Below are 25,711 nucleotides of genomic sequence, written 5' to 3'. Positions count from 1 at the left end.
GGAGCGGGTGGGTTGAAATGGAGGACGCGATGAAGATCGATCTGAATTCCGACATGGGCGAAGGATTTGGGCCCTATCGGCTTTGTGACGACGAAGCGATGATGAGGATCGTCTCGTCAGCCAATATCGCCTGCGGTTTCCATGGCGGAGATCCTGAGACGATGGGGCGGATGGTGCGTCTTGCAAAGGAAAACGGCGTCGGCATCGGCGCCCATCCGGGCCTGCCCGATCGCGCCGGCTTCGGCCGCCGCGAGATGTCGTTCCAGCCGGACGAACTGCGCCAGCAACTGCTCTATCAGCTCGGCGCGCTTTCGGCGATCGCCAGCGCGCAAGGCATGAGCGTTGCTCACTTCAGCTTCCATGCCGCGATGGGCAACATGGTCAACCGGGACCCGCAGCTGGCCGACCTGATGATGGACGCGATCGCAAAGGTGGACGATAGGTTGGTGATTTTCGTCACGCCCGGCAGCGAGATCGAGAAAGCGGCCAAGCGGGCCAGGCTGAAGAGGCTGGCGCTCTTCCTTGCCGACCGCGCCTATGATGCGGCCGGAAATCTCGTCGCCCGCGGCCTTGCCGGGGCGCTCGTCAAGGACGAGGCGTCGGTGCGCGCACGCGTGCGCCGTTTTCTTCTCGAGGGCACCGTCGAGGCGATCGACGGCAGCATCATCGCGATGCCGGCGCGGTCCATCCTGGTGCACAGCGACACCCCCGGCTCGCTCGAACTTGCAAGCCTGATCCGCAACGAAATTGAAGCCGTCGGCGCAGTGTTGGCACCCGCATCCGAACTTGCCTCGTGACGTTGCCCGCTGATCGCCGAATCCATCCAAGAGCGAAAGATCTGTTCCATGTCATCCATAGCCGACCGTCTGAAGAACGTTTCCGTATCCGCATCAGCCGCAATGACCCAGCGTGCCCGTGAATTATCCGCCAAGGGGATCAAGGTCGTCAGCCTGTCTTCGGGAGAGCCGGATTTTCCAACACCTGCCCATGCCATCGAAGCGGCGCATGCCGCAGCACTTGCCGGCGATACGAAATATCCACCGATGGACGGTACCGCGGCGCTGAAGGCGGCAATCGCCGGAAAGTTCAAGCGCGACAACAACCTCGACTATGACGCCAGCCAGATCGTCGTCTCGGGCGGTGGCAAGCAGGTGATCTTCAATGCGATGCTTGCGACCTGCAATCCCGGCGACGAGGTTGTCATCCCGACGCCGTCATGGGTGAGCTACGCCGACATCGTCAAGTTTGCGGGCGGCGTGCCGGTGGCCGTACCTTGTTTCGAACAGGCCGGTTTCAAGCTGCGTGCGGAAGACCTCGACGCGGCGATCACGCCACGCACGAAATGGCTAGTGCTGAATTTTCCCAACAATCCGACGGGGGCTGCCTGCTCGCGTGCCGACATGGCGGCGATCGCCGAGGTGATGCTGCGCCATCCGCATGTCTGGATCCTAACCGACGATATCTACGAGCATCTGGTCTATGACGACTTCGAGTTCTGCACCATCGCCGAGGTGGAACCCAGACTTTACGACCGGGTGCTGACGATGAACGGCGTTTCGAAGGCCTATGCCATGACCGGCTGGCGACTGGGCTTCTGCGCCAGCGGCTCCAAGGCGCTGATCGGGGCCATCAGCAACGTCAACGGCCAGAATGGCGGCGGTATTTCGACGGTCGCCCAGGCCGCCGCGATTGCCGCGCTCAACGGCCCTCAGGAGCTGTTAAAGGAAAGGGCGGCGATCTATCGGGAAAGGCGTGACTACGTCGTCGATGCCCTGTCGAAGATCGACGGCCTGTGCTGCCACAAGCCGGAAGGCGCCTTCTACGTCTATCCGAACATGGCCTCCCTGATCGGCAAGACCACCAAGGGTGGCCGCAAAATCGAGGGTGACGTCGATTTCGTCATGGGGCTCGTCGACGAGCACCATGTCGCAACCGTCCAGGGCGCGGCCTACGGCATGAGCCCCTATTTCCGCATCTCCTATGCGACGAGCATGGAGATGCTGCGCGAAGGATGCGCGCGTATTGCTGAGTTCTGTGCCAACATGCGCTGACGGTTCAGATGCGCACGAAAGGCCCGTCTCTGGCGGGCTTTTCAGACCTTCAGGCGTTCGGTTAGTTCGACGAGAATGCCCCGAACGGCAAGGGCGGGTTCCGACAGGGCATTCTGATCGGACGTGCAGAGCGACAGGGTCTCCTCGATGCGGGGAGAAACGACCCGGCAGACGAGCGGCTCGCTTGCTTCCGCGACGATGCGGTCGGCGATCGCTTTCGGCATGATCGTCGCCCCAAGGCCGCTTGCAACCGCACGCGCCAGCGTTCTGACGACCTCGACTTCAGCGACAACTTTCAGGTTGATCCGGCTACGGGTAAATGCTGTGTCTACGGCTCGGCGCACGAAGTTGTAGGCCGGCGGCAAGAGCAGCGGGATGCCATCAAGCGCGCCGATCGGGATTGGCTTGGCATCCGCTTCTATGGCGAAGTCCTGGGGCGCGACAAGGTAGAATTCCTCACTCAGGATCGGGTCGAAACGGACGCCCTTGATCGGACCGACACCATGGATCAGTGCCATTTCCAGCCGGCCGTTCATGATCAACTGGCTATAGGTCTGGCCGACGCTTTCGGTCAGATGCAGGAGAATGCCGGGATGGCGCTTCCTGGTTTCGGATAAGAGATCGACCGACAACATCGCCGCGCTGCTGAAGGGGACGAGGCCGACCGAGACGCGCCCCGCAAGCGAATTGCCGGCGGCGGCGGCATCGGCCTGGGCCTGTTCCATCTGCCTGAGGATGATTTGGGCATGTCGATACACAGCGTGTCCGGCATCCGTCATGCTGACGCCCTGCTGGCTGCGGATCAGCAGTTTCTGGCCGAAATAGTCCTCCAGCGCCGCAAGCTGCTGGCTGAGCGCCGGCTGGGCGAGATGCAGGATGTCGGCTGCACGCGTGATGCTGCCGCTGTCGACGATGACGATGAAGGACTTGAGGCGTTTTATATCCATTTGCGAAGGTGCGTTACAGGCATTGCAATGCATGTTTACAGAGCTGCCGCGCTTTTGCAACGCGCCCGCCAGTCGGCCTCGTCAGGCCAGAACGATCGTGTGAAGCCCTGCGCGAGAGGGGGTTCGGCGCCTGAACCGCATCCATAAGAGTTGCTTATTGCTCCAGACATAATCGGTCTTAGGCAAGGGTTCAAAGCTCCGCTAAGGTCCGCGCCAACAACAAGGGAACGCAGATGCCATTCGCAGATTACAAGACAGCATTGGTGACCGGCGCTTCCTCCGGTATCGGCGCAGCGATCGTGGAGCGGTTCGCCCGCGAAAACATCGAGGTGCACGCGATCGCCCGCAGTAGCGACGCCTTGGCAGCACTTGCTGCCCGCACTGGCTGCATCGCTCACACCATCGACGTGACCGATCGCCAGGCGATCGCCGAACTTGCCGGCCGCGTTGAGTTCGACATTCTCGTCAACAATGCCGGCGTCGACCGGCCGAAGAAATTCCTCGAAGCCGACGAGGGCGACATCGATCTTCTCGTCGACGTCAACTTGCGTGCCGTCCTGCATCTGTGCCGTCTGATTGTTCCGGGTATGGTCGCGCGCGATCGCGGTCACGTCATCAATATCTCCTCGATTGCCGGCAACTATAATTTTGGGGGCAACTCGACCTATCACGCCGTCAAGGCGGGTGTCGCCATGTTGTCGAACCAATTGCGCATCGACGCCTTCGGCAAACGGGTACGCGTCACCGAAATTTGCCCCGGCCGCGTAGCGACGGATATCTTCAACCACGTTCACGGCAACGATCCGAGCGTGCGCGAACGGTTCATCGACGGGTTCGAACTGCCGCAGGCAAGCGACATCGCCGATGCAATCGCCTTTGCCATCGCGGCCCCGGTTGCCGTCAATATCGGCCATATGGAAATCACGCCCACCCTGCAGGTCATGGGCGGCCTGCAGACCGCAAAGCCGCAGTCGCCGGCCGCCGACGATCGCAGCGAAGGGGCAAGACCGTGAGCGGATTCGATCTCTCTGCGATCCTGTCTAATCGGGAATACCTCTCCATGCTCGCGCATGGGATCGTCATGACGTTCGTCATCTATGCCGGTTCATGGCTGCTCGCCATGACGCTCGCCATCCTGTTGCTCTGCCTGCGCATCTCGCCGATCCGGTTCGCCGATCCGGTCGTAAAGGCCTATGTCTCCTACCATCGCAATGTCCCGACCCTCGTGCAGCTCATGCTCTGGTACTTCGGGATCTACACGCTGATGCCGGATGCCGTGACGGGCTGGCTTGCTGAGCATAACGCCGAAGCAATCTTTGCGGTCATCGGGCTCGGGCTCTGCCAGGCCGCCTATTTTAGCGAGGACCTTCGCTCCGGTCTTCGTGCCGTCAGTCCTGGGCAGATGGAGGCGGCCAAGGCGCTTGGCCACGGCTACGTCTCGGCGATGCGTTTCGTCATCATGCCGCAGGGCATCCGCAACGCGCTGCCGCCGCTGATCAATCATTCCGTTTCGCTCTTCAAGAATAGCAGTCTCGCCATCGTTGTCGGTGCCTCGGAATTGACCCATGCGGTCAAGGAGATCGACAATGTCAGCTTCCGCACCTTCGAGATCTACCTGATCGGCACGGTGATCTATCTGTTCTTCTCGCTCATCATCATGAGCACCGGCGCGGCGATCTCGATGCGCGCCGACCCGGCTTGGAAGGTGCGCCGATGATCCAGGACGTCGTCGCCATCATCAAGGACTACTGGCTCCTGCTTCTGATCGGCCAGTATCCGAACGGCCCGCTCGGCGGCCTTGCTAATACGCTTCTTCTGTCGGCGCTGGCGATCGCGCTCGCCTTTCCCGTCAGCATCCTGCTGGCGCTTGCCCGCCTGTCGAAGTTCACCGCCCTCAGATGGCCGGTGACGGGTCTCGTCTACGTGACGCGCGGCGTGCCGCTCTTGATGCTGATCCTGTGGTTCTATTTCCTCGTACCGCTCTGGACTGGCGCCGACGTGCCGAGCTTCTGGATCATGCTCGTGACGCTCGTCATTTACGAGGGGGCGTTCCTCAGCGAAGTGGTGCGGGCTGGCATCGTCTCGCTCGGTCAGGGGCAGATGGATGCCGCGCGCGCTCTCGGGCATAGCTACATGGGTGCGATGCGATATGTGATCCTGCCGCAGGCGCTCTACAACATGATCCCGAGCATGATCTCGACCTTCGTCTCGACGATCAAGGATACGACGCTCGGCTACGTCATCAATGTCCCGGATCTGACCTTTGCGGCAAGCCAGGTCAACAACCAGCTGCTCACCCAGCCCTTCCAGGTCTTCCTTGTGCTTGCCCTCGTTTACTACGTGCTCTGCTGGAGCCTGACCTATGTTGCCAATACCGTCGAGCGGCGCATCACGCGTCGCCGTGCCGGACCCGTCAACGTTCGTCTCCCGGCCGAGAGCGTGGCTCTCAAGACACTTACGGAGCAACTATGACCGCGCTTCAACCAAAGCCGCAGGACGGGCAGGCCATTCGCCTGACGGGGGTTTGCAAGAGCTACGGCGACCATCCGGTGCTCAAGAACATCGACGCTGAGGTAAAGCGCGGGGAAGTCGTGGTCATCTGCGGGCCGTCCGGCTCGGGCAAGTCGACCTTGATCCGCACGGTCAACCGGCTCGAGGAGATCAGCAGCGGCTCCATCGAATTCGAGGGCCAGAACATTCACGCCAGGATGCGGGCAGGCGAACTCAACCGCTTGCGCAGCCAAATCGGCTTCGTCTTCCAGAGCTTCAATCTCTTCCCGCATCTGTCCGTCGTCGAAAACGTGTCGATGTCGCCGATCAGGGTCAAGGGTCTGGCGGCGAACGTGGCTCATGACAAGGCCATCAAGCTGCTTGACCGCGTCGGTCTTGCCGACAAGGCGAATTCCTATCCGGGCCAACTGTCCGGCGGACAGCAGCAGCGTGTGGCGATCGCCCGGGCGCTGGCGATGGAGCCGCCGGTCATGCTCTTCGACGAGCCGACGAGCGCGCTCGATCCGGAGATGGTCGGCGAAGTTCTGACCGTCATGAAGGGTCTGGCGGCAGAAGGCATGACGATGCTCTGTGTGACGCACGAGATGAACTTCGCTCGCGATGTCGCCGATCGGATCTGGTTCATCGACGCCGGCGAGATCCTGGAAACGGCAACACCGGACGAATTCTTCAAAAATCCCCGTCATCCGCGCGCCCAGCGCTTCCTGTCGGACCTGCGGCATTGACGGGGCACGACTTCATAACAAGGAGAACAGCAATGAACTGGAAATGCATTACTGCAAGCCTGGTCCTCGTCGGCGCCGCCGCGCTGCCGGTGAAGGCCGATCAGCTTGATACGATCCTATCCAATAAGACGCTGCGTTGCGCGACCTATGCCGACGTGCCGCCCTTTTCCTCGCCGGATGTCAAGACGCGCGAGATGGTCGGCTTCGACGTCGACCTCTGCAAGGCGATCGCCAAGGAGCTCGGCGTGACGGCCGAAATCAAGCCGATCTCGGTCGAAGCCCGCATTCCGGAGGTCAAGCTCGGCCGTGTCGACATCACCGTCGCCAATCTCGCCTATACGCTCAGCCGCGCCGAGCAGATCCAGTACAGCGATCCCTATTATGTCGCCAAGGAAATGCTGATCGTGCCGGCAGACGATGCAGGCAAGTCGAAAGCCGACTATGCGGGCCAGCGGCTTGCCTCGACAAAGGGTTCGACGTCTGAGATGTCGATCAAGCTCAACAAGTCCGATCCGTTGACATTCCAGGATACCGGCTCTGCCTATCTTGCCGTCCAGCAGGGCAAGGCGCGCGGCATGGTCGCCAATACCATGACCACCACCAAGCTCGTCAACGAGTCCCAGACGCGCGGCAAGAAGATGCGCATGATCGACGAACCAATGCTTTACCAGCCGATCGGCATCGGCATGCAGAAGGATCAGCCGGCGCTGACTGCCAAGGTCAACGAGATCCTGCACAAGCTCGACGACAGCGGCGAGATCAACAAGATCTGGGACACCTGGCTTGGCCCGAACACCGAATACAAGATGACCCGTACCGACAAGGTCGTACCGCTCTCGGAGCTGAAGTTCGATCCGATCCCCTAAGCCGGCATCTGCCGCAAACGATCTGAGACATCACCCATCAATGCCGGCGGCGGGTCTGCCCGCCGCTCCCAAAACTGTTGCCCGAGGTTTCCTATGATCCACATCAAAGACATCGCTGAACGGCCGAGCAAGGTCGACATCGAGGCGCTTTCCAAGTTCTCGCCCGCAACGATCCATGAGGCGCAGGGCCGACGCGGCGCTCTCTCCTCGCGGTTGAAGCCGGTCGACTATCGCATGAAACTGTGCGGGCCGGCCTTCACCGTCAAATGCGCGCCGCGCGACAACATCATGCTGCAGCTCGCCATCAATTACGCCAGGCCCGGTGACATTATCGTGGTCTCGGCCGGCCAATACGAAGAGGCTGGCTCGTTCGGCGACGTGTTGGCGAATGCCTGCCTTGCAAAGGGCATCGGCGGTCTCGTGACCGACACGGGAGTGCGCGACACGCTTCAATTGCGCGACCTCGGCTTTCCGGTCTTTTCGCTCAGCGTCTGCATCAAGGGCACGGTCAAGGAGACGATCGCGGCCGTCAACGACCCCATCATTGTCGGCGGCGAGATCATCAATCCCGGCGACATCGTCGTTGGCGACGCCGACGGGCTGGTCGTCGTGCGGCGGGCCGAAGCCCAGGAGGCGGCAAGGCTGTCAAAGCTGCGCGAGGATGCCGAAGCTGGCTTCATCGAGGCCTACAAGCAGGGCAAGTCGGTCATCGAGGTCAGCAAGCTGGAGCCGGTCCTGAAGGCGAAGGGTCTGGTCGTCGACATCTGACGCGCAGGTCCAGTATTGCCGCATACGCGGTCGGAGACAGTCAATGAGCTTTCCATTATTCGACCTTTCCGGACGGCGGGCGCTCGTCACCGGCTCGTCGCAAGGCATCGGTCTTGCGCTCGCCAGGGGCCTTGCCGATCACGGCGCCGACATCGTCCTCAACGGTCGGGACCGGACAAAACTTGACGCGGCCGTACGCGGCATAAAAGAGGCTGGCGCCACTGTGTCGGCTTGCGACTTCGACGTGACCGATGCCGAGGCGGTACGTCTTGGCGTCGACCGCATCGAGTACGAAATCGGCCCGATCGACATCCTCATCAACAATGCTGGCATGCAGTTCCGCACGTCGCTCGAGGACTTTCCAGTCGAGAAGTGGGACCAATTGCTGCGCACCAACGTCTCCAGCGTCTTTCATGTCGGTCAGGCCGTCGCCCGCCACATGATAAAGCGCAAAAGAGGCAAGATCATCAACATCGCCTCCGTTCAGAGCGAGCTCGCCCGCCCCGGGATCGCGCCCTACACGGCGACGAAGGGCGCTGTGAAGAATCTGACGCGCGGCATGTGCGCCGATTGGGCGAGATATGGTCTCCAGATCAACGCCGTAGCGCCCGGCTATTTCAAGACGCCGCTCAATCAGGCGCTTGTCGACAGTGAGGAATTCTCGTCCTGGCTTGAAAAGCGCACGCCCGCCGCCCGTTGGGGCGATGTCGAGGAATTGGTCGGCGCGGCCGTCTTTCTTGCCGGCAATGCTTCCTCCTTTGTGAATGGACACACGCTTTATGTCGACGGCGGCATCACCACTTGCCTTTGACACTAGCTCGCATCTCGGCCCCATCGTAGTGATGGGCGTATCGGGATGCGGCAAGACGTCGGTGGGAGAGCTTCTGGCATCCCATCTCGGCTACCGCTTCGTCGAAGGCGATAGCCGTCATCCGGCGAGCAATATCGAGAAAATGACGGCGGGCGTGGCTCTCGAAGACGAGGATCGCTGGCCATGGCTGCAGACCCTCGGCGACGAACTTGCCGTGGTCGAAGAGACCGTGATCTCCTGTTCGGCGCTGAAGCGGTCCTATCGAACCTTCCTGCGGGCGAGGGCAGGCCGACCTCTTTCGTTCATTTTCCTGCAGGGCGATCGCTCGACGCTAGCCGCACGGCTGAGTGGTCGCAAGGATCACTACATGCCGCTCGCACTCCTCGACAGCCAGCTAGCCACCCTGGAGTTGCCTCTCGGCGAGCGCGACGTCGTAACGATCGAAATCGACCAGCCGCTTGTACGCATGGTCTCGGTTGCGTTGGTAAGCGTCGCATCGCTCGCCAACCGCCGGCACGAATAATCACGATAGTGGAGGAAACCATGACAAAACCTGAAATCCTTCTGATCGGGCCCTATCCGGAATGGGACCTGGTCGAACTCGAGCGGGATTATACGGTCCACAAATTCTACGAGGCCCAAGACAAGGAGAAGTTCCTTGCCGACCACGGTGCCGGTATCCGCGCCGTGGCAACACGCGGCGAACTCGGTGCGTCGGCCGCGATGATCGAAAAGCTACCCGGGCTTGAAATTGTCTCGGTCTACGGGGTCGGCTATGATGCCGTCGACCTTGGTGCATGCCGGACAAGGGGCATACGCGTCACCAATACGCCCGACGTCCTGACCAACGACGTGGCCGATCTCGGCATTGCGATGATGCTTGTCCAGTCGCGGGGCATGATTGGCGCCGAGACCTGGGTCAGGGATGGCAGCTGGGAAAACCGTGGGCTCTATCCGCTGAAGAGACGAGTCTGGGGTCGCAGCGCTGGTGTTCTCGGGCTCGGCCGGATCGGATTCGAGGTCGCCAAGCGTCTTCGCGGGTTTGACATGGACATTGCCTATTCAGACGTGAGCGAGAAGCCCTATGCCGCGGGCATGACCTTTGTCGCCGATCCTGTCGCACTTGCGGCGCGTTCCGACTTCCTGTTCGTGACGCTCGCCGCATCGCAGGCGACCCGCCACATCGTCTCGAAGGATGTCATAGAAGCGCTAGGTCCCGACGGCATGCTCATCAATATCTCGCGTGCCTCCAATATCGATGAAGACGCGTTGCTCGATGCACTTGAAAGTGGTGCACTGGGATCGGCGGCGCTCGATGTTTTCGAAGCCGAGCCGAAGCTCAATACGCGCTTCCTGGGGCTCGACAACGTACTCGTCCAGCCCCATCACGCCTCCGGGACGATAGAAACCCGCAAGGCGATGGGCAGGCTGGTGCGAGACAATCTCGCTGCCCACTTCGCCGGCGCCACACCTCCAACCCCCGTCATTTGAGGACCACATCGATGAGAGCTCTCGTCATTCACGCAGCCAAGGATCTTCGCATAGAGGAGCGGCCTGTCGAGGCACCGGCGCGCGGTCAGGTCGAAGTGGCGATCGAGGCAGGAGGGATATGCGGCTCCGATCTGCATTACTACAATCACGGCGGCTTTGGGACGGTGCGCCTTCGCGAGCCGATGATTCTTGGGCATGAGGTGGCCGGCGTCGTCACGGCACTTGGCGAGGGTGTCTCGGATCTTGCGGTGGGGGATCGTGTCGCCGTCTCGCCAAGCCGGCCATGCAATGCCTGCGACTATTGCCTGAAGGGCCAGCAGAACCATTGCCTTAACATGCGCTTTTACGGCAGCGCCATGCCGATGCCGCACATCCAGGGCGCATTTCGCGAGCGCTTGATTGCAAAGGCGTGGCAGTGCCACAAGGTCGCCGAAAGCGTGTCGATCGGCGAAGCCGCCATGGCCGAGCCTTTTGCAGTGACGCTGCACGCCGTCAACCGCGCAGGCTCGCTGACGGGCAAACGTGTGCTCGTGACGGGCTGCGGTCCGATCGGTGCGCTCGCCATCATTGCCGCAAGGGCGCACGGCGCGCGCGAGATCGTCGCAACAGATGTTATGGACACGGTCTTGAACAAGGCTCTGGAAGTGGGGGCCGATCGCGTCATCAACGTCGCGGAAAGTCCTGAGAAGCTGTCGGCATACGCTGAAAGAAAGGGCTACTTTGACGTCCAATTCGAAGCCTCCGGAAACGAACGCGCGGTCCGTGCGGGGCTTGAAGTTCTCCGACCCCGCTCGACCCTCGTCCAGCTCGGCCTCGGCGGAGATGTTTCGATCCCGCAGAACGTGGTTGTCGCCAAGGAGATCGAGATGAAGGGAACCTTCCGCTTTCACGAGGAATTCGCTCTTGCCATCGACCTCATCAACCAAGGCCGCGTCGATCTCAGGCCGCTGTTGACCGAGACCTATCCATTGGACGATGCCGTCCGCGCCTTTGAGGTGGCCGGCGACCGAAATCGGTCGATGAAGGTCCAAATCGCCTTCTGAGAGGAAGCGCGCCATCAGTCGTGTTGATGGCGCTTCGCGATCGATGATGCCTTCACACACTGGCGCGCTTTTACCTGCACGACCCTCCTGGCTGGCCCAGCGCGCTTCCATCTGAGCAACAATTCCGCTTGCCACGCATCCCATTTGTCGAATCAAATTTCCAATTGTCAGCGGGCTACGACGGCTGCTGGAATAGTCTATATTTTTAATAGATAAATATTTTGCGATTTTACGCTGGGGCGCACGAGTTTTCCTTTTTCGAAACGCGGTCGGCAAACCTGTGTGGCGCAAGCGCGCTTTGATCGCCTCTATAGTGGCGTTTCAAGATATTGCTTTTTTGGATCTCGTGAATGCCGCTCCGTACGGGTGTCGAAAATCTTCCCTCCCAGTCCGTCGTTTCCATTGCACGCATTGAATGGCAGACAGTTGCCTTGGCGCTCGTCATCTATGGCGGCTTTCTGGCGGTGACCTGGTTTTGGCAGAAATTGCCGCTCGTTGTCGTTATCGCGCTCGGAAGCTGGTTGATTGCCTGGCACGGATCGCTGCAACACGAGGTGATACATGGGCACCCGACGCGAAATCAGCGCATCAACGATGCGATCGGTTGGCCGCCCCTATCACTCTGGTTGCCCTATGTCATCTATCGCGAGGCCCATCTGGTCCATCACCGCGACGAACTTCTGACCGATCCGATTGAGGATCCGGAATCCTCATACTTTACCCAGGTGGCTTGGAACCGCATGGGCCGCTTCGGCCGCGGTTTGGCTGTCTGGAATACAACGCTATTGGGACGGTTGACCCTTGGCCCACTCGTCATGATCCTAAACTTTGTGGGGGAAGAGTTCGTCAGGGTCACGGGCGGAGACAGGCATCGCGCGATACTATGGACATGGCACTTCGTCAGCATTGCGGTCGTTCTTTATTGGATTGGCTCGATTTGCCAAATGCCGATTTGGCTTTATCTGCTGGCGTTCGTCTATGGCGGCGCGTCCCTCAGCAGGCTGCGCTCCTATGCCGAACACCGCTTTGCCGATCATTACCACGAACGCACGGCCATCGTTGAAAACAGCCCGCTGTTCGGTCTGCTGTTCCTCTACAACAACCTGCATGTTCTCCATCATCAGAGGCCCAGCATACCATGGTACCGGATTCCGCGTCTCTACCGCCGGCACCGGAACCTGCTTGTCTCGATCAATGGTGGTCTCGTCTATAATGGCTATATCGATGTCGCCCGTCGCTTCTTTCTGACATCACATGATGATCCACGCCATCCACGTCACGCTTTTTCAGAACCTCTCGCTCGATCGCTCGATGAAGGCGTTGTCACGACAGGCGAAACACAGCTGACCGGGGCATGACGGAACGCAGCGCTTGCTGGGAAAGACTGAGAGCAGACGGGTCCAGATCGCCAATCGATGAACCAGCGTCGAAGCTATCATGAATCGTACCTTGGAGCGGGGCGAACGCTGCCCGGCGATGAATTGTAAAAGGAACGCCATGCCGATCATGCCGAGCTCTTAAGATCTACATCACGTGCTGGACTGGAGATTATGATGCCTTCGACTCGCATCGAGACACGGCGTGGATGGATAGGAGAGGGCAGGCTCGAACTTATCGAAGCCGTGCAACGTGCCTTATTGGACGCCTTGAAACTGCCAAGTGACGACCGGTGTGTGCGTCTCTTTGAGTACGATGACGACGCCATTATCACCCCGCCCGGAAAAGGTTCCTCCTATATGGTGGTGGAGGTAACCCTATTTTCCGGCCGTACCGACGACGCCAAGCGGCGGCTCTACGCTGGTTTGGCGAGAGAGCTCTCATCCCTCGGTATCCCTGCCTCCGATATCAAAACCATCCTCGTCGAAGTGCCCGCCTCAAACTGGGGGCTTCCTGGGAAAGCGGCAAGCGACATTGACCTTGGTTACAAGATCGATGTTTAGGCTGCCGGCCGATGAGGTGCAACTTTGCGAATCCAACGGACAGGACAAAATGATTGGCGGCATCCGTTTCTTCCGACGAACGCTTCCACATCAGATGCCGGTCATGTCGGGACACCCGATAATGTGATTGCGCAGCAAATCTGTGTGAGTGTCTTCGACAGATGGGGACCTCCGGTGTTCGGTCTTCGGGTTGGCGCGATCTGTCCGCTATCTGTCCGCAATCGGCATTTCGCAGTATGGTGTTGTCGGTAGACTGTCTTCACGCTCATCCCTTGGAGATAATCACATGTCTGCAGATACCGCACTCCTCGTCATCGATGCCCAGGAATCCTTCCGTCATCGACCCTATTTCCGTGAAGATGAGATCGGGACTTACATTGCGTCTCAGCAGGCGCTGATCGATGGCGCGAAAAGGGCCGGTCTTCCGGTCGTCCAGATATTTCACGTCGAGGAGTCAGGCGTTTTCTCTGAAGGCTCGGGTTTCGTCCGTCCGCTGACGCCGCTTCAGATCAAGGCGGATGCGGTGTTTCGCAAGCGCCGCCACAGCGCGCTCGTTGGCAGCGGCCTGGACGTCTGGCTGACTGAAAACCACATCCGGCGCGTCATCGTCTCCGGCATTCGCACAGAGCAGTGCTGTGAGACGACGACCAGGCACGCCTCCGACCTCGGTTATGAGGTCGACTATGTCGGCGAGGCGACACTGACCTTTCCAATGACCGATACATCCGGCCGCGAATGGAGTGCCGCCGAGATCAGGGCGCGCACGGAACTGGTCCTTGCCGATCGTTTTGCCCGTATCGTTACCGTGGAGCAGGTGCTCAACGGGCTTTCAGCACGAGCGGCCGCATAATGGTGGAAGGCCCCCGGCGCATCATCCCGGTTTTTGTGGTCGTGCCGCCGCGGGCGCTCCTGCTCGATATCGCAGGTCCGATGGAAGTCTTGCGCAGAGCCAATCTCGAACAGGAATCGATAGCGTTCTTGCCGACCTACATCGGACCTGCCGCAGAGGTGCGAAGTTCGACCGGTCTCGACCTGGCCAGGATTTCCCCGCTTCCGGCACGCCTGCCCGATGACGCACTTCTCGTTGTTTCCGGTGCGGTGGATGAACCGCTCGCTGGAGTGGTTGAGACTGCTCCGGGAGACGCGGCTCTCGAAGCGAAAATCGTTGAATGGCTGAGGGCGATCGTTCGTCCTGGTATCCGGCTTGCGACGATCTGTTCCGGTGCCTTGCTTGCGGCACGCGCGGGACTGCTCGAGGGACACGAATGCACCACCCATCATTCCATGCTGCAGGATCTCGTCCGACTTGCTCCGACCGCTCGCGTCCGCGAAAACCGGCTCTATGTCGAGGACGGCGAGCGCTTGACCAGTGCCGGCGTCACTGCAGGGATCGATCTCATGCTTGCCGTTGTCGCAAAAGAGGTCGGCCACGCCGTGTCGCTTGCCGTCGCACGCACGCTGGTCATCTACCTGCGACGGGCCGGCGGTGATCCTCAATTGTCGCCGTGGCTGGAAGGGCGAAACCACCTCCATCCGGCGATCCACAGAGCTCAAGATGCCGTCGGTGCCGATCCGTCGCAGAACTGGTCCGTCGAGGCGCTTGCCAAGATCGCCGCGACGAGCCCGCGCAATCTGTCACGGCTTTTCAACGAGCACACCGGCATGAGCGTAACCGACTATGTAAATCGCATGCGAATTGCGCTCGCACGAGAACTCATCATCGGTTCAAGACTCGATATGGAAAACGTCGCCGAACGCATCGGCTTTTCGTCGGCTCGACAGTTTCGGCGGGCCTGGAGACGAGTTCACGACACACCACCAGGCCACGTCCGAGCGCCTGCCAGGGGCTGAAAAGCTAGATCAAATCCCCCGATCCAGAGACAGAATTCGAAATTGTGCTGAGAAAACGCGGCGCAAGAGTGCGCAAACAACGGCTGTATGGCAACGGGATCTGTGCCGGATGGACAAAAAAAGAGGCCACGGGCGTAAAGCCGGGCCTCGAGGTGTGAAGGTCAAGAACCTCCAGAGGGGGAACAGCCGACGTAGCGGGTCGGGAGGAATGAACCGCCGAAGATCGTCGACTGTCGAGATGATGACCGAAGGTCGTTGCTGATGCGAAGTATAAGGCACTCAAATCGAGGCGCTCCTTGACAAATTCTACCGCAGACGATCTCAGAAAGACCCGCAATCAGCCGATGGATGGTGAAAGACGATGTCGGCAAGAGCCTGCTGCTGCGGATCGAGAACGTCATTCACGCTCTCGATGCGAGGCTTGAGAAAAGCGTCCGATTAGGCCAGAACAGCCGATCCGTAAGTGGAATCCAATGCTGGCGATCCTCGGCCGACAGCTGTATGCAGCTTGCGGAAAGACGAACGAAGGTCACCTATGAGAATAGAATTTCTGCTTTGGCTCGCCGGCGCAATGGCAACATTCCTCGGTGCGGCGACCGCTTCACGCACCTATATCGCGACCAACAGCATTCTTGTGCTGGTCCTGTCACTTGCGCTTTATTGTGTGGGTAATCTGATCATGGTGCGGCTGATGAGAGAGGGTGGAATGGGGCTCGCCATATCGGTTTCCGCCGTTGCTCAACTGCTGCTCATCAACGTGATTGCATATTTTGTCTTTGACGAGCGGCTCGCTCCCTCACAGATGGTCGGCGCGGGACTGGGTTTGGTCGCAATGATGCTATTGTTGTTCCCGATTGGGCAAAGATAGCAGAGTCTGAAGCGGTGAGTGCGGTTCTTCGAAAGATGCGAAACCAGAACGCAACGAGGGGCAATATCCGCCCCAGAGTCTCCTAGACATAGGGTCCGGGACAGCAGCGTCTGCGAAAGCCTGCATCAGATGATGTATTCCGGCTCTGCCAGCGCTTGATCCATTGTGATGCCGGGAAGGCTTGAGTGGCGTTTTCCGGTCGGTGTCGCCGGAATGCCGACGACGGAGGTGTAGGGCGCAACGGAACCGACGACCACGCTGCCGGCCCCAACCTTGGCGCCGACGCCAATTTCTACATTACCGAGGATTTTGGCTCCGGCTCCGATGAGCGCCCCACGCCTTACTTTTGGATGGCGATCACCGCTTTCCTTGCCGGTTCCGCCCAAGGTCACGTTTTGAAGGATCGATACGTCGTCTTCGACAACCGCTGTCTCGCCGATAACGAGGCCGCTTCCATGATCGAGCATGATGCTCTTTCCCATTTTCGCGGCGGGATGAATATCGACCCCAAAGACTTCGGAAATGCGGCTTTGCACGTGCCGGGCCATATGGATGCGGTCATGATGCCAAAGCCAATGCGCGACACGCTGTCCCTGCAAAGCCACGAATCCCTTGAAGTACAGGAATGGCGTCAGGATTTCCGCATTTGAGGGGTCACGTTCCTTGATCGCCGCCAAATCCGCAGCAGCATGATCGACGATATCTGCGTTGCTGATCAGCGCCTGGGCGATCACGGACAACAGCTCATCCTGATCAAGGTCGTGGTTGGCAAGTTTGAAGGCGATGCGCTGCGCGAGCGCCTGCGCAAAACTCGCATGATAAAGAACTGCGGAATTCATTGTACGGGCCAGGGACGGATCCTTCGAGGCTGCATCCATCGCCTCACCGCAAAGCGCGTCCCACAATTTAGAAACGTCTGACGACGGGGGCGGTTCTTTTGACAGATCGCTCAAGCTGCGGTTTAAACCTGCCATGCCAACCTCCTCAAACCGCGAGTACTCGTCTCCATTGTAGGAAGCGATGCTAGGCCGGTTGCTACCGTGGGGGGAGGTTGCAAACGCTCGCGACGACGACGAAAGCTCGTTTATTTTCCTATATATTCGATAGAAAAAGAGAAAATTCTGCCGTCGACGCAGGTCAAAGGTCGCAATTCGCGGCAGCCCCATGCGGATGCGGTTGAGAAATTACCCAGCACATTAAACGGTTTGCGTCCTGTGGCGGGGGTTGGCGAGGATGACTTGCCGAATAGATCTTGCTATCCGGCGACCATTATCTATCATCTTTGTAGAGATTAACGCGGCAAGAACAGTTCCGGCTGTGTTTTTGTAAACCGAGCTGATCCAACGCAGAAGGAGCCAACGCATGACTCTTCTCTCGCCCCACTCTTTGGACCCTCAGGGGAAAGATGCGGACCGCCTTGCGAGAATTGCGATCGTCGGCCGGGGCTTTACCGGCATCATGACCGCAATCGCTCTGTTCAAAGGCATCGATCGTCCTTTTCACCTGATAATGTTCGATCCCCGACCCAAGATCGACGTCGGAGAGGGCGTGAACCATGCTGTGGCAACGGTATTGAACAGTCGTGTTCGCGACTTGTCCGTCGATCCCACGCGCAGGGACGACTTCCAGAGCTGGCTGGAAGCGGACAGGGATTGGCATGATGGCCTTCCCGCCAATTCTGCGGGGCTCGAGCACTCATTCGTTCCGGAGCGGGTGTTTGGCAGCTACGTCTACAAGCGTTTCGCTGAGGCGTTGATGGCGCGGCCGGACGTGGTTGTTCAATTCCTTCCGGAGACCGTGATCGCAATCGATCGCCATCCGCAGATGGGCTTTTCCGTTTTTTTCGGCAATGACCAGAGGAAGCATTTCGACGTCGTCTTCCTGGCGACGGGCTATGGATTGCGCGACAGTCTGGAGAAGCCCACAATACCCATCGGAGCCCAAAGCGGTGTCGTGATCGGAGGCGGGGTCAAAGCCGTGGGTCAAGCCCTTGCGCTTCTGAAAGACGGCAAGGTCCCTCATATCAATCTCATTTCCGAATCCGGCTTTCTGCCGCAATCGCATGCCCAGGCGGCGGTCGGATCCGCCGCTGCGGGCGAACCCATCCCGCGAACGCTGCGTGGTGCGTTCCGCTATCTGCGCGATGCGGCAAGGCGGGCGGACGCAGAGGGGTCTGGATGGCAGGGCATCATGAACGGGTTTCGGCTGCAGGCACGCGAGCTTTGGGAGGAGTTGAGGCCGGATGAACGCGCAAGGTTCAAACGGCATGTGAAAGCAGTGTATGACAGCCATCGCCACCGGTTGCCGCCAGACGATTACAGGCACCTGCATCAGGCTATCGAAAGCGGCGCGATCACCTTGAGGAAGGGCAGGGTTGAACGCATTGCCAGCAATGGTTTGTTGCTGTCGGCCTCGCAAGGCCTCGAAGTACTTCAGGCCGATTTCACGGTTGACTGCCGGCTTCCTTCGTCCACCAATGACAGTTCCCTTATAAGGTCCGTGGTTGCGTGCGGTCTGGCAACACGCGATGAGCTCGAACTTGGTCTCGTCGCCGACGAATGCGGGCGCACTATTGCTGCGCACCGTTCAGTTTCCGGTCTTTTTGCGATGGGCCTCCTGGGTCTTGGCAGTGTTGCCGATATCGATCTGGTGCCGCAGATCGTCTCACAGAGCCATGCCGCCGCTGCGTCGCTGAATGAATGGATTGGCAACGCTACGAACGTGGTGCAGGCGACATCCGTGTGATGGGGAACTGGAATATGTGTGTGAGGTTCGCTGCCGCCCGGCAGGATCGACAGGGCTAACGTCTTTCTGAACGGTCGAAGTTGAGATGAAGCCGCCAGCCCGCGGTCCGCCATTCTATCGTGGCGCCTTAGTTCGACCGCAGTCAGGCCGACTGTCTGAGACCGAGTTTCTCTTTTCCGCAATCCTGCCGATGTCGTTTGACAAGATCTGACGATTGGAGTGCGGTCCAATCTGCCGGAGGTCCGTTGTCAGCTTTTGGATCTCCGGCCGATGCGGTTCTGGGCAAGGCCGACGCAGAGCGCCTGGAGCGCGTCAGGCCACGTTGCTTAATTCCTGCGACGCAAAATCGATCAACAGGATTGCGATTTCATAACCACGTCGCTGCAGCCAGTGGGCCACGATGCGCGCGCGTGCGCCGATGAGGTCGTCGACTAGTACGACGCGAGCCCCTCTGACCGCGATGGTCCGATAGGCCACACCGAGCAGCTGGCCGCCTTCCGAAGACAGTGTGCCGTCGAGATGGCCGGTTTCGAATTCCTCCGGCGTCCTGACGTCCAAGAGGTAGGTGGTGCGATCGGGATCGGCCGCCCATGCCCTTGCGGTCGCGATATCGATTTCGGGGAAATTATCACCGCTGCTCAGGATGCCGATCTGCCGGCGGGCAAATTCGACCGCCGTCTCGCTGGCCTGTCCGTAGGTGCGCGTCTTGCCTGTCTCCAGGCTGAGGCCGGCTGCGGTCCAGGCCTTGGTCCCGTCGTGAAGATAGGACACCTTGTTGGGAACTTGAGCGTCGATCAGCGTTTGTGCGCCGAGGATGGCGCGCGGCAGGCCGGCGCAGGAGACAACGACCCTCGTCTTTTCGGAGGGCACCACGTCCTTGAAGCGCAATACCAATTCCGCACCGGGCACGCTGACGGCGCCGGGCACGTGCTCGCGGGCAAACTCGGGCACGGTGCGGGTGTCGATGACGACAACATCTTCACCATCATCGCGAAGTCGCTTCAATTCATCGGCAGAGATGACCGGCGTGCCCTTTTCCTCCTTGACTGCAAGGGTAAAGTCGACGCCGGGCGTATCGAATGTCGGCAATTCGGCCTCTTCTCCATCTGCCGTCCAGCCGGGAATACCGCCGTCGAGCGCGAAGATGTTCGGCCATCCGGCAACTGCAACTTCCGCGGCAAGGCGCTCGGCCGCTCCATCGCCGCCGTCGGCGAGCACGGTGCGGACGACCTTGCGCGGCACAAAGCGCGAAAGTTCACGCACAACTCTGTCGGCCGGCAGATTGGTGGCAAAGAGCGGTGAGGCGTAACCCACGACATCGGGCTCGCGGATATCGAAAACTGCAAGCTCGTTCCCATCTGCAAGCCAATGCCGGAACGTCTCGCGCGAAATCGTCTTCTGGCCCATGATCGGTCTCCTTGTCCTTTGTGGTGATGGCTCAAGACTAGCGGTCGCGCCGTACCGTTTCGAAGCCGGTCGATGCGAGCACAGACCAAAACCCGAAAAGCATTTCCATAATACATAAAATCTATAGAGTTTATTTTCTTACCAGCATTTCCTACCTCTCGTAGGTTTTTGACCGTCATTCACCGGCCCTTCGCTCATTGAAGCGCCATGGGGCCGATCGGCCAGGAGGAACGAAGAGTGAGATTTAAAGAGATTACCGGTCTGATCCGCAACGCTGGCTTTGGCATCGCTCTTGCCAGCCTATTTGCCGGTGCATCCTGGGCGCAGGGTGCTCCCGACCTCGCGAGCGTGACCTTGACGGTCGGCACCCCGAACAAGACGGGCCTGCACCGCCAGCTGATCGCTGCCAATGAAATCGAAAATCTTCCCTACAAGATCAAATGGGCGGATTTCGATTCCACGCCGCCGCTCGTCGAAGCGCTGCGCGCCGGACACGTGGATATCGCAGCCGGCGGTGACACCGGCGTGCTGGCGGCGATTGCCAATGGCGTGAAAGTGACGATCCTGGCCGGCACGCGGGAGCGCAAGGAAAGCGGCAGCGCCATCCTTGTGCGCGGCGATTCCTCCTTGAAGGACGTGGCCGATTTGAAGGGTCACAAGGTCGCTTTGCCCTATTTCACGAAGCAGCACTATCAGTTCGCCAAGGCGCTGGAACAGGCCGGCGTGCCATGGGACGACAAGCTGATCCTGAACCTCAACACGACGGACGGCCTGTCGGCGCTGGTCAACAGTCAAGTCGATGCTTTCGTGGTTTGGGATCCGAACACGGCGATCGCCCAGCAGCAGCATGGCGCGCGCATTCTGAAATCGCTGAGCAAGGTGATCGACACGGCGGGCGTCCTCTACGCGCCGACGTCCTCCGTCGAGGATGCGGCCCGCAAGGCCGCTCTCGAGGACCTGGCGCGTCGCATCATCCGGGCGCAAGCCTGGGTGAACGCCCATCCGACGGAATGGGCCGAGCAGGTCGCCAAGCTGTCGCAGATCTCGCTCGATGCGGCCAACCTCCAGGCCAGCCGCTCGCGGGTGGAATATGTTCCCGCAACCGATGACGACGTGCTTGCCGGCTGGCAGAAGGAGGTCGCCTATTTTCATGAAAGCGGCCAGTTCAAGCGCGATTTCAGGGTCGAAGACTATGTCCTCAAGGATTTTGGCGACGTAATCCGTGATGAGAACAAGAAGCTGGCAAAGACGAATTGATGGCGTTGCTCACCAGCCTTTCGGAAGGGCAACCGGCGCTACCCGGATCGGGCGTGTCCGATCCTCGCCCGGTTACGGGTCTTGAACGTATCGTTCCGGCAGGCAAGCAGAAAACGGCTTCCCTGCCGCGGGGCTTCGGCAAGAGCCTCGGACCTGCTGCGCTCGTGGTCGCCTGGTGGTTGGCCACGCGCTACGGCTGGATTTCGGAGGACCTGTTTCCGGGACCGGCGACGCTCTGGGCAACCCTCCTCGACATGATCACGGGCGGCGACCTGTCTGAAGCCCTTTTGCTGTCGCTCGAGCGGGTCGTCATCGGCTTTTGTTTCGGCTTCGTGATCGGCGTCGGCCTCGCGGTCATCTCCGGGCTCCTGCGCCTCGGAGAGGACCTCGTCGATGCGCCGATGCAGATGGCGCGCACGCTTCCCTGGGCCGGCCTCGTGCCGCTCCTGATCATCTGGCTCGGTATCGACGAAACACCGAAGATAACGCTCGTCGCCTTCGCCGTGACGTTTCCGCTCTACATCAATACCTTCGCCGGGATCCGCAATGTCGACAAGACCCTCATCGAGGCGGCGCGCACGCTCTCCTTCGGGCGAACCGCGCTGATCTTCCAGGTCATTTTGCCGGGAGCACTTCCGAACCTGCTCGTCGGCCTGCGGTACTCGCTGGGATCTGCCTGGCTGGCGCTGGTATTTGCCGAGACGGTCAATGCGCAAGGCGGTCTCGGCTATCTGATCACCCACGCACGCGAAGTCTATCGCGTCGACATCATCATCCTTTGCCTTGTCATCTATGCGCTTCTCGGGCTTTCGGCCGACCTCATCGTCCGGCTGCTCGAGCGCGTGCTGCTCAGATGGCGTCAAAGCTTCGATGGAGCATGAGCATGTCCTTTCACGCCCCGTCCCCGACGGGTCTCTCGGTCAGCGTTCACGGGCTTGTGCGCCGCTTTGGGCCGCGCACCGTCATTGATCATCTCGACCTCGAAATCAGACACGGGGAATTCGTCGCCCTGCTGGGCGCGAGCGGCTGTGGCAAGAGTACGCTGCTGCGCATCCTGGCGGATCTCGATCACGAGATCGAGGGCGATGTCTTTGTCTCACCGCGCCGCGGCGTGGCGTTCCAGTCGCCGCGGCTCTTCCCCTGGAAGCGGGTCTGGAGCAATGTCGTGGCCGGACTCGGCAGGAGCGGTAACCGGGCGAGGGCGGAGACGGCGCTTGCCGAAGTGGGATTGGTCCATCGCGGCGATGCCTGGCCAAAGGATCTTTCCGGCGGCGAGGCCCAGCGTGCATCACTGGCGCGCGCGCTTGTGCGCAATCCGCATTTGCTGCTGCTCGATGAACCCTTCGGAGCGTTGGACGCGCTGACGCGGCTGAAGGCCCAGGCCCTCGTCGCCGATCTCTGGCAAAAACATCGGCAAGCGGTGCTCCTCGTCACTCATGACGTCGAAGAGGCGCTGCTGCTTGCCGACCGGGTGCTGGTGATGCGAGACGGGGTGGTGGCGCATGAAGCGACGATCGATCTGCCACGGCCGCGCTCGACCGGCAGCATAGGCTTCAACCGGCTTCGCCTGCAGCTGCTCGATTGGCTGGGCGTGAGCGAGCCGGCAGTCGAAAAGCCAGAACAGAACAATCATAGACATTGAGGAAGCGTGTTGATGACCAGGATCGATGAAGGCTGGGGCCGTGGCCCCTCGGCGCGCTATGAGGAAATTGCCGCGCGATTCCGTCCCATTTTCGATCGGATAGGGGAGGCGGCAATCGAAAGGGATCAGCAGCGGCGCCTGCCTTTCGAGGAAGTCCGATGGCTGCGGGAGGCGGGCTTCGGCGCTTTGCGTATTCCGGCGGTCTATGGCGGTCTTGAGGTTACCTTGCCGGAGCTTTTTGCGCTGCTGATCGAACTCGCGGCGGCCGATCCCAATATCACCAATATCTTTCGCAGCCATCTGGGCTTCACGGAGGATCTCCTTAATGCGCCGAACAATAGCTGGCAGGACGAGTGGCTGACTCGCCTCGGGCGCGGCGAGATGATCGGCAGCGGCTTTTCGGAGCTCGCCGGCCTCAAGGTCGGGGACCATTCCACGACAATCGTGCCGGATGGCGATTTCTATCGCCTGAACGGCGAGAAGTTTTATACCACCGGCTCGATCTATGCCGACTGGATCAACCTGGCCGCCGTCGACGGATCGGGTTCGCCGGTCGCCGCTCTCGTGCCCACGTCCGTGTCCGGCGTGGAGATCCTCGACGATTGGGATGGCTTCGGGCAGACCATGAGCGGCAGTGGCACCGCGCGGTTTGAGAACGTCAGGCTGGAGGGCGCCCACATCAAACCGGATTCGGCTCGCTTTCCCTATACCCCAGCCTTCTTCCAGCTCGTCCACCTGGCAAGCCTTGCCGGGATCGGCCGGGCTGCCGCCAAGGAGCTCGCCCGCCATGTCGGCAGCCGGGCCAGGATCTACCCGCGCGGTAATGGCGCGACGAGCGCGGAAGATCCGCAGGTGCTTGAAGTGGTGGGCCGTGTCAGGGGGCCGGCCTATGCTGCCGGCGCCATCGTACTGAATGTCGCGCAAGCCTTGCAGCGGTCCTTTGAAGCCAATACCGCCGGCGTCGATCCTGAACAAACCGATATCCACCTTCTTGCAGATATCGAAACGAGCCAGGCGGTCACCGTCATCTCGACGCTCATCCTCGAGGCGACGACGGTTCTCTTCGACGCCCTCGGCGCATCCGCGGCCAAACGTGCCACAGCGCTCGATCGCCATTGGCGAAACGCCCGCACGATCACCTCGCACAATCCGCGCATCTATCACGATCGCGTCGTGGGCGAGTTCGCCGTCTCCGGCAAGAAGCCGGCAGCCGTCGGTTACCGCAAGATCATCACACCATTCGGCCCGAGCAGCGAGGTTGCCTGACAATGACGACACCGGCCCGCAAACTCAATCTTAACGTCGGCATCAACACCACCGGCTATCTTGCCAATGCCTGGAAATACAGGAGCGGCAACCGGCACGACATCAACGACCCGGATTATTACCGCCGGCTGACCGAACTTGCGCACAAGGGGCGCTTCGATGCGGTCTTCTTTTCCGATCATCCGGCGCTGATGACCGATCCCGCGAGCCGGCCCTTTCATACGATCGATCCGCTGATCCTCTGCACCGCCCTTTCGGCACAGGTGCCGGATATCGGTTTCGTCGTGACGATGTCCTCGACCTATAATTCGCCGTTCAATTTTGCCCGGCGGGTGCAGTCGACCGATATCATCTCGGGCGGCCGGCTGATCGTGAATGTCGTGTCCTCCTTCAACCCGAATGTCGCCGCCAATTTCGGTTCCGAACCGTTGCCTGCGCGCAGCGAGCGCTACGCCAGAGCCTCCGAATTCCTTGATGTCGCCAAGGAGCTCTGGGCGAGCTGGGACCCGATGCGTGAGGGCGAGGTGCCTGAAAACCGTTTCTGGGACGCGGGAAGTTCGCATACGATCGATCACAAGGGCGCCTATTTTTCGGTCAGAGGGCCGCTCAACGTGCCGAAAGGGCCGCAGGGGCATCCCGTCATCGCCCAGGCCGGGGCATCCGAGGGGGGTATCGAACTTGCCGCGCGTCACGGTGAAATCATCTATTGCAACATCCTTTCGCGCGGCGCGGGCCGGGCTTTCGGCGCGAAGGTGAGGGATCGCGCCGTCGCAATCGGTCGCGATCCGTCGGGTATCCGCATCGTGCCCGGTCTTGTCGTCATCCTCGGCGAAAGCCGCGAGGAAGCGCTGCGCAAGCACGAACTTTATAGCGGCACGGGGTCGGAAGACGGACTGCTGGCGCGGTTCGTCAAGGAGAACGGCATCGACCCAGACGGTTTCGATCCCGACGCCGTGCTGGATGCGGAACGGTTCATCCCTGATCCCAATCGCCTGCAGGCCGTGGGCATGGGACTTGGTCTGTCTGACCTTCTGACGCATGAGAAGCTGACCGCGAGACAAGCGGTGCGCAGGTCGGAGGGCCATCATCGCCTCCTGCTCGGGACGCCAGAGGACGTGGCTGACGACATCATCGATCTCTGGGCGGACGCTACCGTGGATGGATACACACTCCAGCCACCACGCGCGCCCGACGATATCGAGGAATTCGTCGATAAAGTCATTCCAATCCTGCAGGATCGCGGCGTCTATCGGCGGGAATATGAAGGCAAGACGGTTCGTGACCGCTATGGGCTGCCCTATCCGCAGGATCCTGCGCGGGCTGGTGACGCGAGCGCGCTTGCGGTTCCCGTCGCAGCCCGCATCGGCTCTTGAAACATAAGCATCGATCGCTCAACGCGGCACGGCCGCAGATGGAACGATGCGATGAAGCCCGTTCAAGCCGCCGTAGAAAGAGGCATTTTTTTCGCGCATTGCGCCGATCATAAACTGCCGTTTCTTTAATCTAGTATTTTTATAGACAA

At 60.3% G+C, this 25,711-nt stretch carries 26 protein-coding genes; 23 read left to right on the top strand and 3 right to left on the bottom strand.

The genetic code is table 11. From position 1 onward, the window contains the following. The first annotated feature begins 29 nt into the window (after positions 1-29). Both AB8B33_RS31985 and AB8B33_RS31980 read left to right on the top strand, forming a co-directional pair. Positions 30-797 carry a 5-oxoprolinase subunit PxpA gene (locus AB8B33_RS31985; protein WP_310381211.1) on the top strand — a complete coding sequence of 256 codons (768 nt, stop codon included), beginning with the start codon at positions 30-32 and terminating at the stop codon, positions 795-797. Positions 798-845: 48 nt separating this feature from the next. Beyond that, positions 846-2,051: a pyridoxal phosphate-dependent aminotransferase gene (locus AB8B33_RS31980; RefSeq protein WP_439018437.1), complete on the top strand. Its 1,206-nt coding sequence runs from the start codon at positions 846-848 to the stop codon at positions 2,049-2,051. 41 nt (positions 2,052-2,092) lie between these two features. Here AB8B33_RS31980 and nac read toward each other — a convergent pair whose 3' ends face one another. Then, the gene (gene nac, locus AB8B33_RS31975) at positions 2,093-2,998 is read right to left on the bottom strand and encodes a nitrogen assimilation transcriptional regulator NAC (RefSeq protein ID WP_439018436.1); all 906 of its coding nucleotides are present in this window, start codon (positions 2,996-2,998) and stop codon (positions 2,093-2,095) included. 233 nt (positions 2,999-3,231) lie between these two features. On the opposite strand from nac, the gene AB8B33_RS31970 reads away from it, so the two are divergent. From AB8B33_RS31970 to AB8B33_RS31900, 15 genes are all read left to right on the top strand, one after another. Then, positions 3,232-4,011: an SDR family oxidoreductase gene (locus AB8B33_RS31970; RefSeq protein ID WP_439018435.1), complete on the top strand. Its 780-nt coding sequence runs from the start codon at positions 3,232-3,234 to the stop codon at positions 4,009-4,011. After that, positions 4,008-4,715 (top strand): amino acid ABC transporter permease, encoded by a 708-nt coding sequence (locus AB8B33_RS31965; RefSeq protein WP_439018434.1) that lies wholly within the window; start codon positions 4,008-4,010, stop codon positions 4,713-4,715. Before AB8B33_RS31970 ends, AB8B33_RS31965 begins: the two co-directional genes overlap by 4 nt. Next, a complete protein-coding gene (locus AB8B33_RS31960; protein WP_310381224.1) occupies positions 4,712-5,470 on the top strand; it encodes an amino acid ABC transporter permease in 759 nt (252 codons plus the stop codon). Before AB8B33_RS31965 ends, AB8B33_RS31960 begins: the two co-directional genes overlap by 4 nt. After that, positions 5,467-6,234 (top strand): amino acid ABC transporter ATP-binding protein, encoded by a 768-nt coding sequence (locus AB8B33_RS31955; RefSeq protein ID WP_310381227.1) that lies wholly within the window; start codon positions 5,467-5,469, stop codon positions 6,232-6,234. The genes AB8B33_RS31960 and AB8B33_RS31955 overlap by 4 nt, the downstream gene beginning before the upstream one ends. 32 nt (positions 6,235-6,266) lie before the next feature. After that, positions 6,267-7,100 (top strand): ABC transporter substrate-binding protein, encoded by an 834-nt coding sequence (locus tag AB8B33_RS31950; RefSeq protein ID WP_439018433.1) that lies wholly within the window; start codon positions 6,267-6,269, stop codon positions 7,098-7,100. 93 nt (positions 7,101-7,193) lie between these two features. Further along, a complete protein-coding gene (locus tag AB8B33_RS31945; RefSeq protein ID WP_439018432.1) occupies positions 7,194-7,868 on the top strand; it encodes a 4-carboxy-4-hydroxy-2-oxoadipate aldolase/oxaloacetate decarboxylase in 675 nt (224 codons plus the stop codon). A 43-nt stretch (positions 7,869-7,911) separates the two neighbouring features. Next, positions 7,912-8,679, top strand: a complete 768-nt coding sequence (locus tag AB8B33_RS31940; protein ID WP_310381237.1) for an SDR family oxidoreductase — start codon at positions 7,912-7,914, stop codon at positions 8,677-8,679. Beyond that, complete coding sequence (locus AB8B33_RS31935; RefSeq protein ID WP_439018431.1) at positions 8,648-9,202, top strand: gluconokinase; 555 nt, start codon at positions 8,648-8,650, stop codon at positions 9,200-9,202. Before AB8B33_RS31940 ends, AB8B33_RS31935 begins: the two co-directional genes overlap by 32 nt. Positions 9,203-9,222: 20 nt before the next feature. After that, positions 9,223-10,170: a 2-hydroxyacid dehydrogenase gene (locus tag AB8B33_RS31930; RefSeq protein ID WP_439018430.1), complete on the top strand. Its 948-nt coding sequence runs from the start codon at positions 9,223-9,225 to the stop codon at positions 10,168-10,170. Positions 10,171-10,181: 11 nt separating this feature from the next. Next, the gene (locus AB8B33_RS31925; protein WP_439018429.1) at positions 10,182-11,213 is read left to right on the top strand and encodes an L-idonate 5-dehydrogenase; all 1,032 of its coding nucleotides are present in this window, start codon (positions 10,182-10,184) and stop codon (positions 11,211-11,213) included. Positions 11,214-11,563: 350 nt separating this feature from the next. Then, positions 11,564-12,571 (top strand): fatty acid desaturase, encoded by a 1,008-nt coding sequence (locus AB8B33_RS31920; protein ID WP_439018428.1) that lies wholly within the window; start codon positions 11,564-11,566, stop codon positions 12,569-12,571. Positions 12,572-12,766: 195 nt separating this feature from the next. After that, positions 12,767-13,153, top strand: coding sequence for a tautomerase family protein (locus AB8B33_RS31915; protein ID WP_439018427.1), 387 nt, complete (start codon positions 12,767-12,769; stop codon positions 13,151-13,153). A 286-nt stretch (positions 13,154-13,439) separates the two neighbouring features. Next, positions 13,440-14,003 (top strand): isochorismatase family protein, encoded by a 564-nt coding sequence (locus tag AB8B33_RS31910; RefSeq protein ID WP_310381250.1) that lies wholly within the window; start codon positions 13,440-13,442, stop codon positions 14,001-14,003. Next, a complete protein-coding gene (locus tag AB8B33_RS31905; protein ID WP_439018426.1) occupies positions 14,003-15,004 on the top strand; it encodes a GlxA family transcriptional regulator in 1,002 nt (333 codons plus the stop codon). The genes AB8B33_RS31910 and AB8B33_RS31905 overlap by 1 nt, the downstream gene beginning before the upstream one ends. 535 nt (positions 15,005-15,539) lie before the next feature. Beyond that, on the top strand, positions 15,540-15,872 hold the full coding sequence (locus AB8B33_RS31900) for a hypothetical protein (RefSeq protein WP_113184976.1): 333 nt from the start codon (positions 15,540-15,542) through the stop codon (positions 15,870-15,872). 125 nt (positions 15,873-15,997) lie between these two features. Here AB8B33_RS31900 and cysE read toward each other — a convergent pair whose 3' ends face one another. After that, on the bottom strand, positions 15,998-16,846 hold the full coding sequence (gene cysE, locus AB8B33_RS31895; protein ID WP_113323921.1) for a serine O-acetyltransferase: 849 nt from the start codon (positions 16,844-16,846) through the stop codon (positions 15,998-16,000). A gap of 388 nt (positions 16,847-17,234) precedes the next feature. On the opposite strand from cysE, the gene AB8B33_RS31890 reads away from it, so the two are divergent. Next, positions 17,235-18,617 carry an FAD/NAD(P)-binding protein gene (locus AB8B33_RS31890; RefSeq protein ID WP_439018425.1) on the top strand — a complete coding sequence of 461 codons (1,383 nt, stop codon included), beginning with the start codon at positions 17,235-17,237 and terminating at the stop codon, positions 18,615-18,617. 312 nt (positions 18,618-18,929) lie between these two features. Here the strand turns inward: AB8B33_RS31890 and AB8B33_RS31885 are convergent, their stop codons facing one another. Then, positions 18,930-20,024, bottom strand: coding sequence for a rhodanese-like domain-containing protein (locus tag AB8B33_RS31885; RefSeq protein WP_439018424.1), 1,095 nt, complete (start codon positions 20,022-20,024; stop codon positions 18,930-18,932). Between the two features lie 237 nt (positions 20,025-20,261). On the opposite strand from AB8B33_RS31885, the gene AB8B33_RS31880 reads away from it, so the two are divergent. The 5 genes from AB8B33_RS31880 to AB8B33_RS31860 are packed head-to-tail and all read left to right on the top strand — an operon-like array spanning position 20,262 to position 25,562. Beyond that, positions 20,262-21,281, top strand: coding sequence for an ABC transporter substrate-binding protein (locus AB8B33_RS31880; protein ID WP_439018423.1), 1,020 nt, complete (start codon positions 20,262-20,264; stop codon positions 21,279-21,281). Beyond that, positions 21,281-22,162 (top strand): ABC transporter permease, encoded by an 882-nt coding sequence (locus AB8B33_RS31875; protein WP_439018422.1) that lies wholly within the window; start codon positions 21,281-21,283, stop codon positions 22,160-22,162. Before AB8B33_RS31880 ends, AB8B33_RS31875 begins: the two co-directional genes overlap by 1 nt. Then, positions 22,159-22,923, top strand: a complete 765-nt coding sequence (locus AB8B33_RS31870) for an ABC transporter ATP-binding protein (protein ID WP_439018421.1) — start codon at positions 22,159-22,161, stop codon at positions 22,921-22,923. Before AB8B33_RS31875 ends, AB8B33_RS31870 begins: the two co-directional genes overlap by 4 nt. Positions 22,924-22,935: 12 nt before the next feature. Next, a complete protein-coding gene (locus AB8B33_RS31865) occupies positions 22,936-24,189 on the top strand; it encodes an acyl-CoA dehydrogenase family protein (RefSeq protein ID WP_113323915.1) in 1,254 nt (417 codons plus the stop codon). A 2-nt stretch (positions 24,190-24,191) separates the two neighbouring features. Then, positions 24,192-25,562 (top strand): NtaA/DmoA family FMN-dependent monooxygenase, encoded by a 1,371-nt coding sequence (locus tag AB8B33_RS31860; RefSeq protein WP_439018420.1) that lies wholly within the window; start codon positions 24,192-24,194, stop codon positions 25,560-25,562. The last annotated feature ends 149 nt before the right edge of the window (positions 25,563-25,711 follow it).

It is taken from the genome of Rhizobium sp. 768_B6_N1_8 (genome assembly GCF_051811225.1).
GTDB lineage: Bacteria > Pseudomonadota > Alphaproteobacteria > Rhizobiales > Rhizobiaceae > Rhizobium.
Note: the sequence above shows the minus strand (reverse complement) of the source record. Positions and strands in the feature narration are given on the sequence as shown.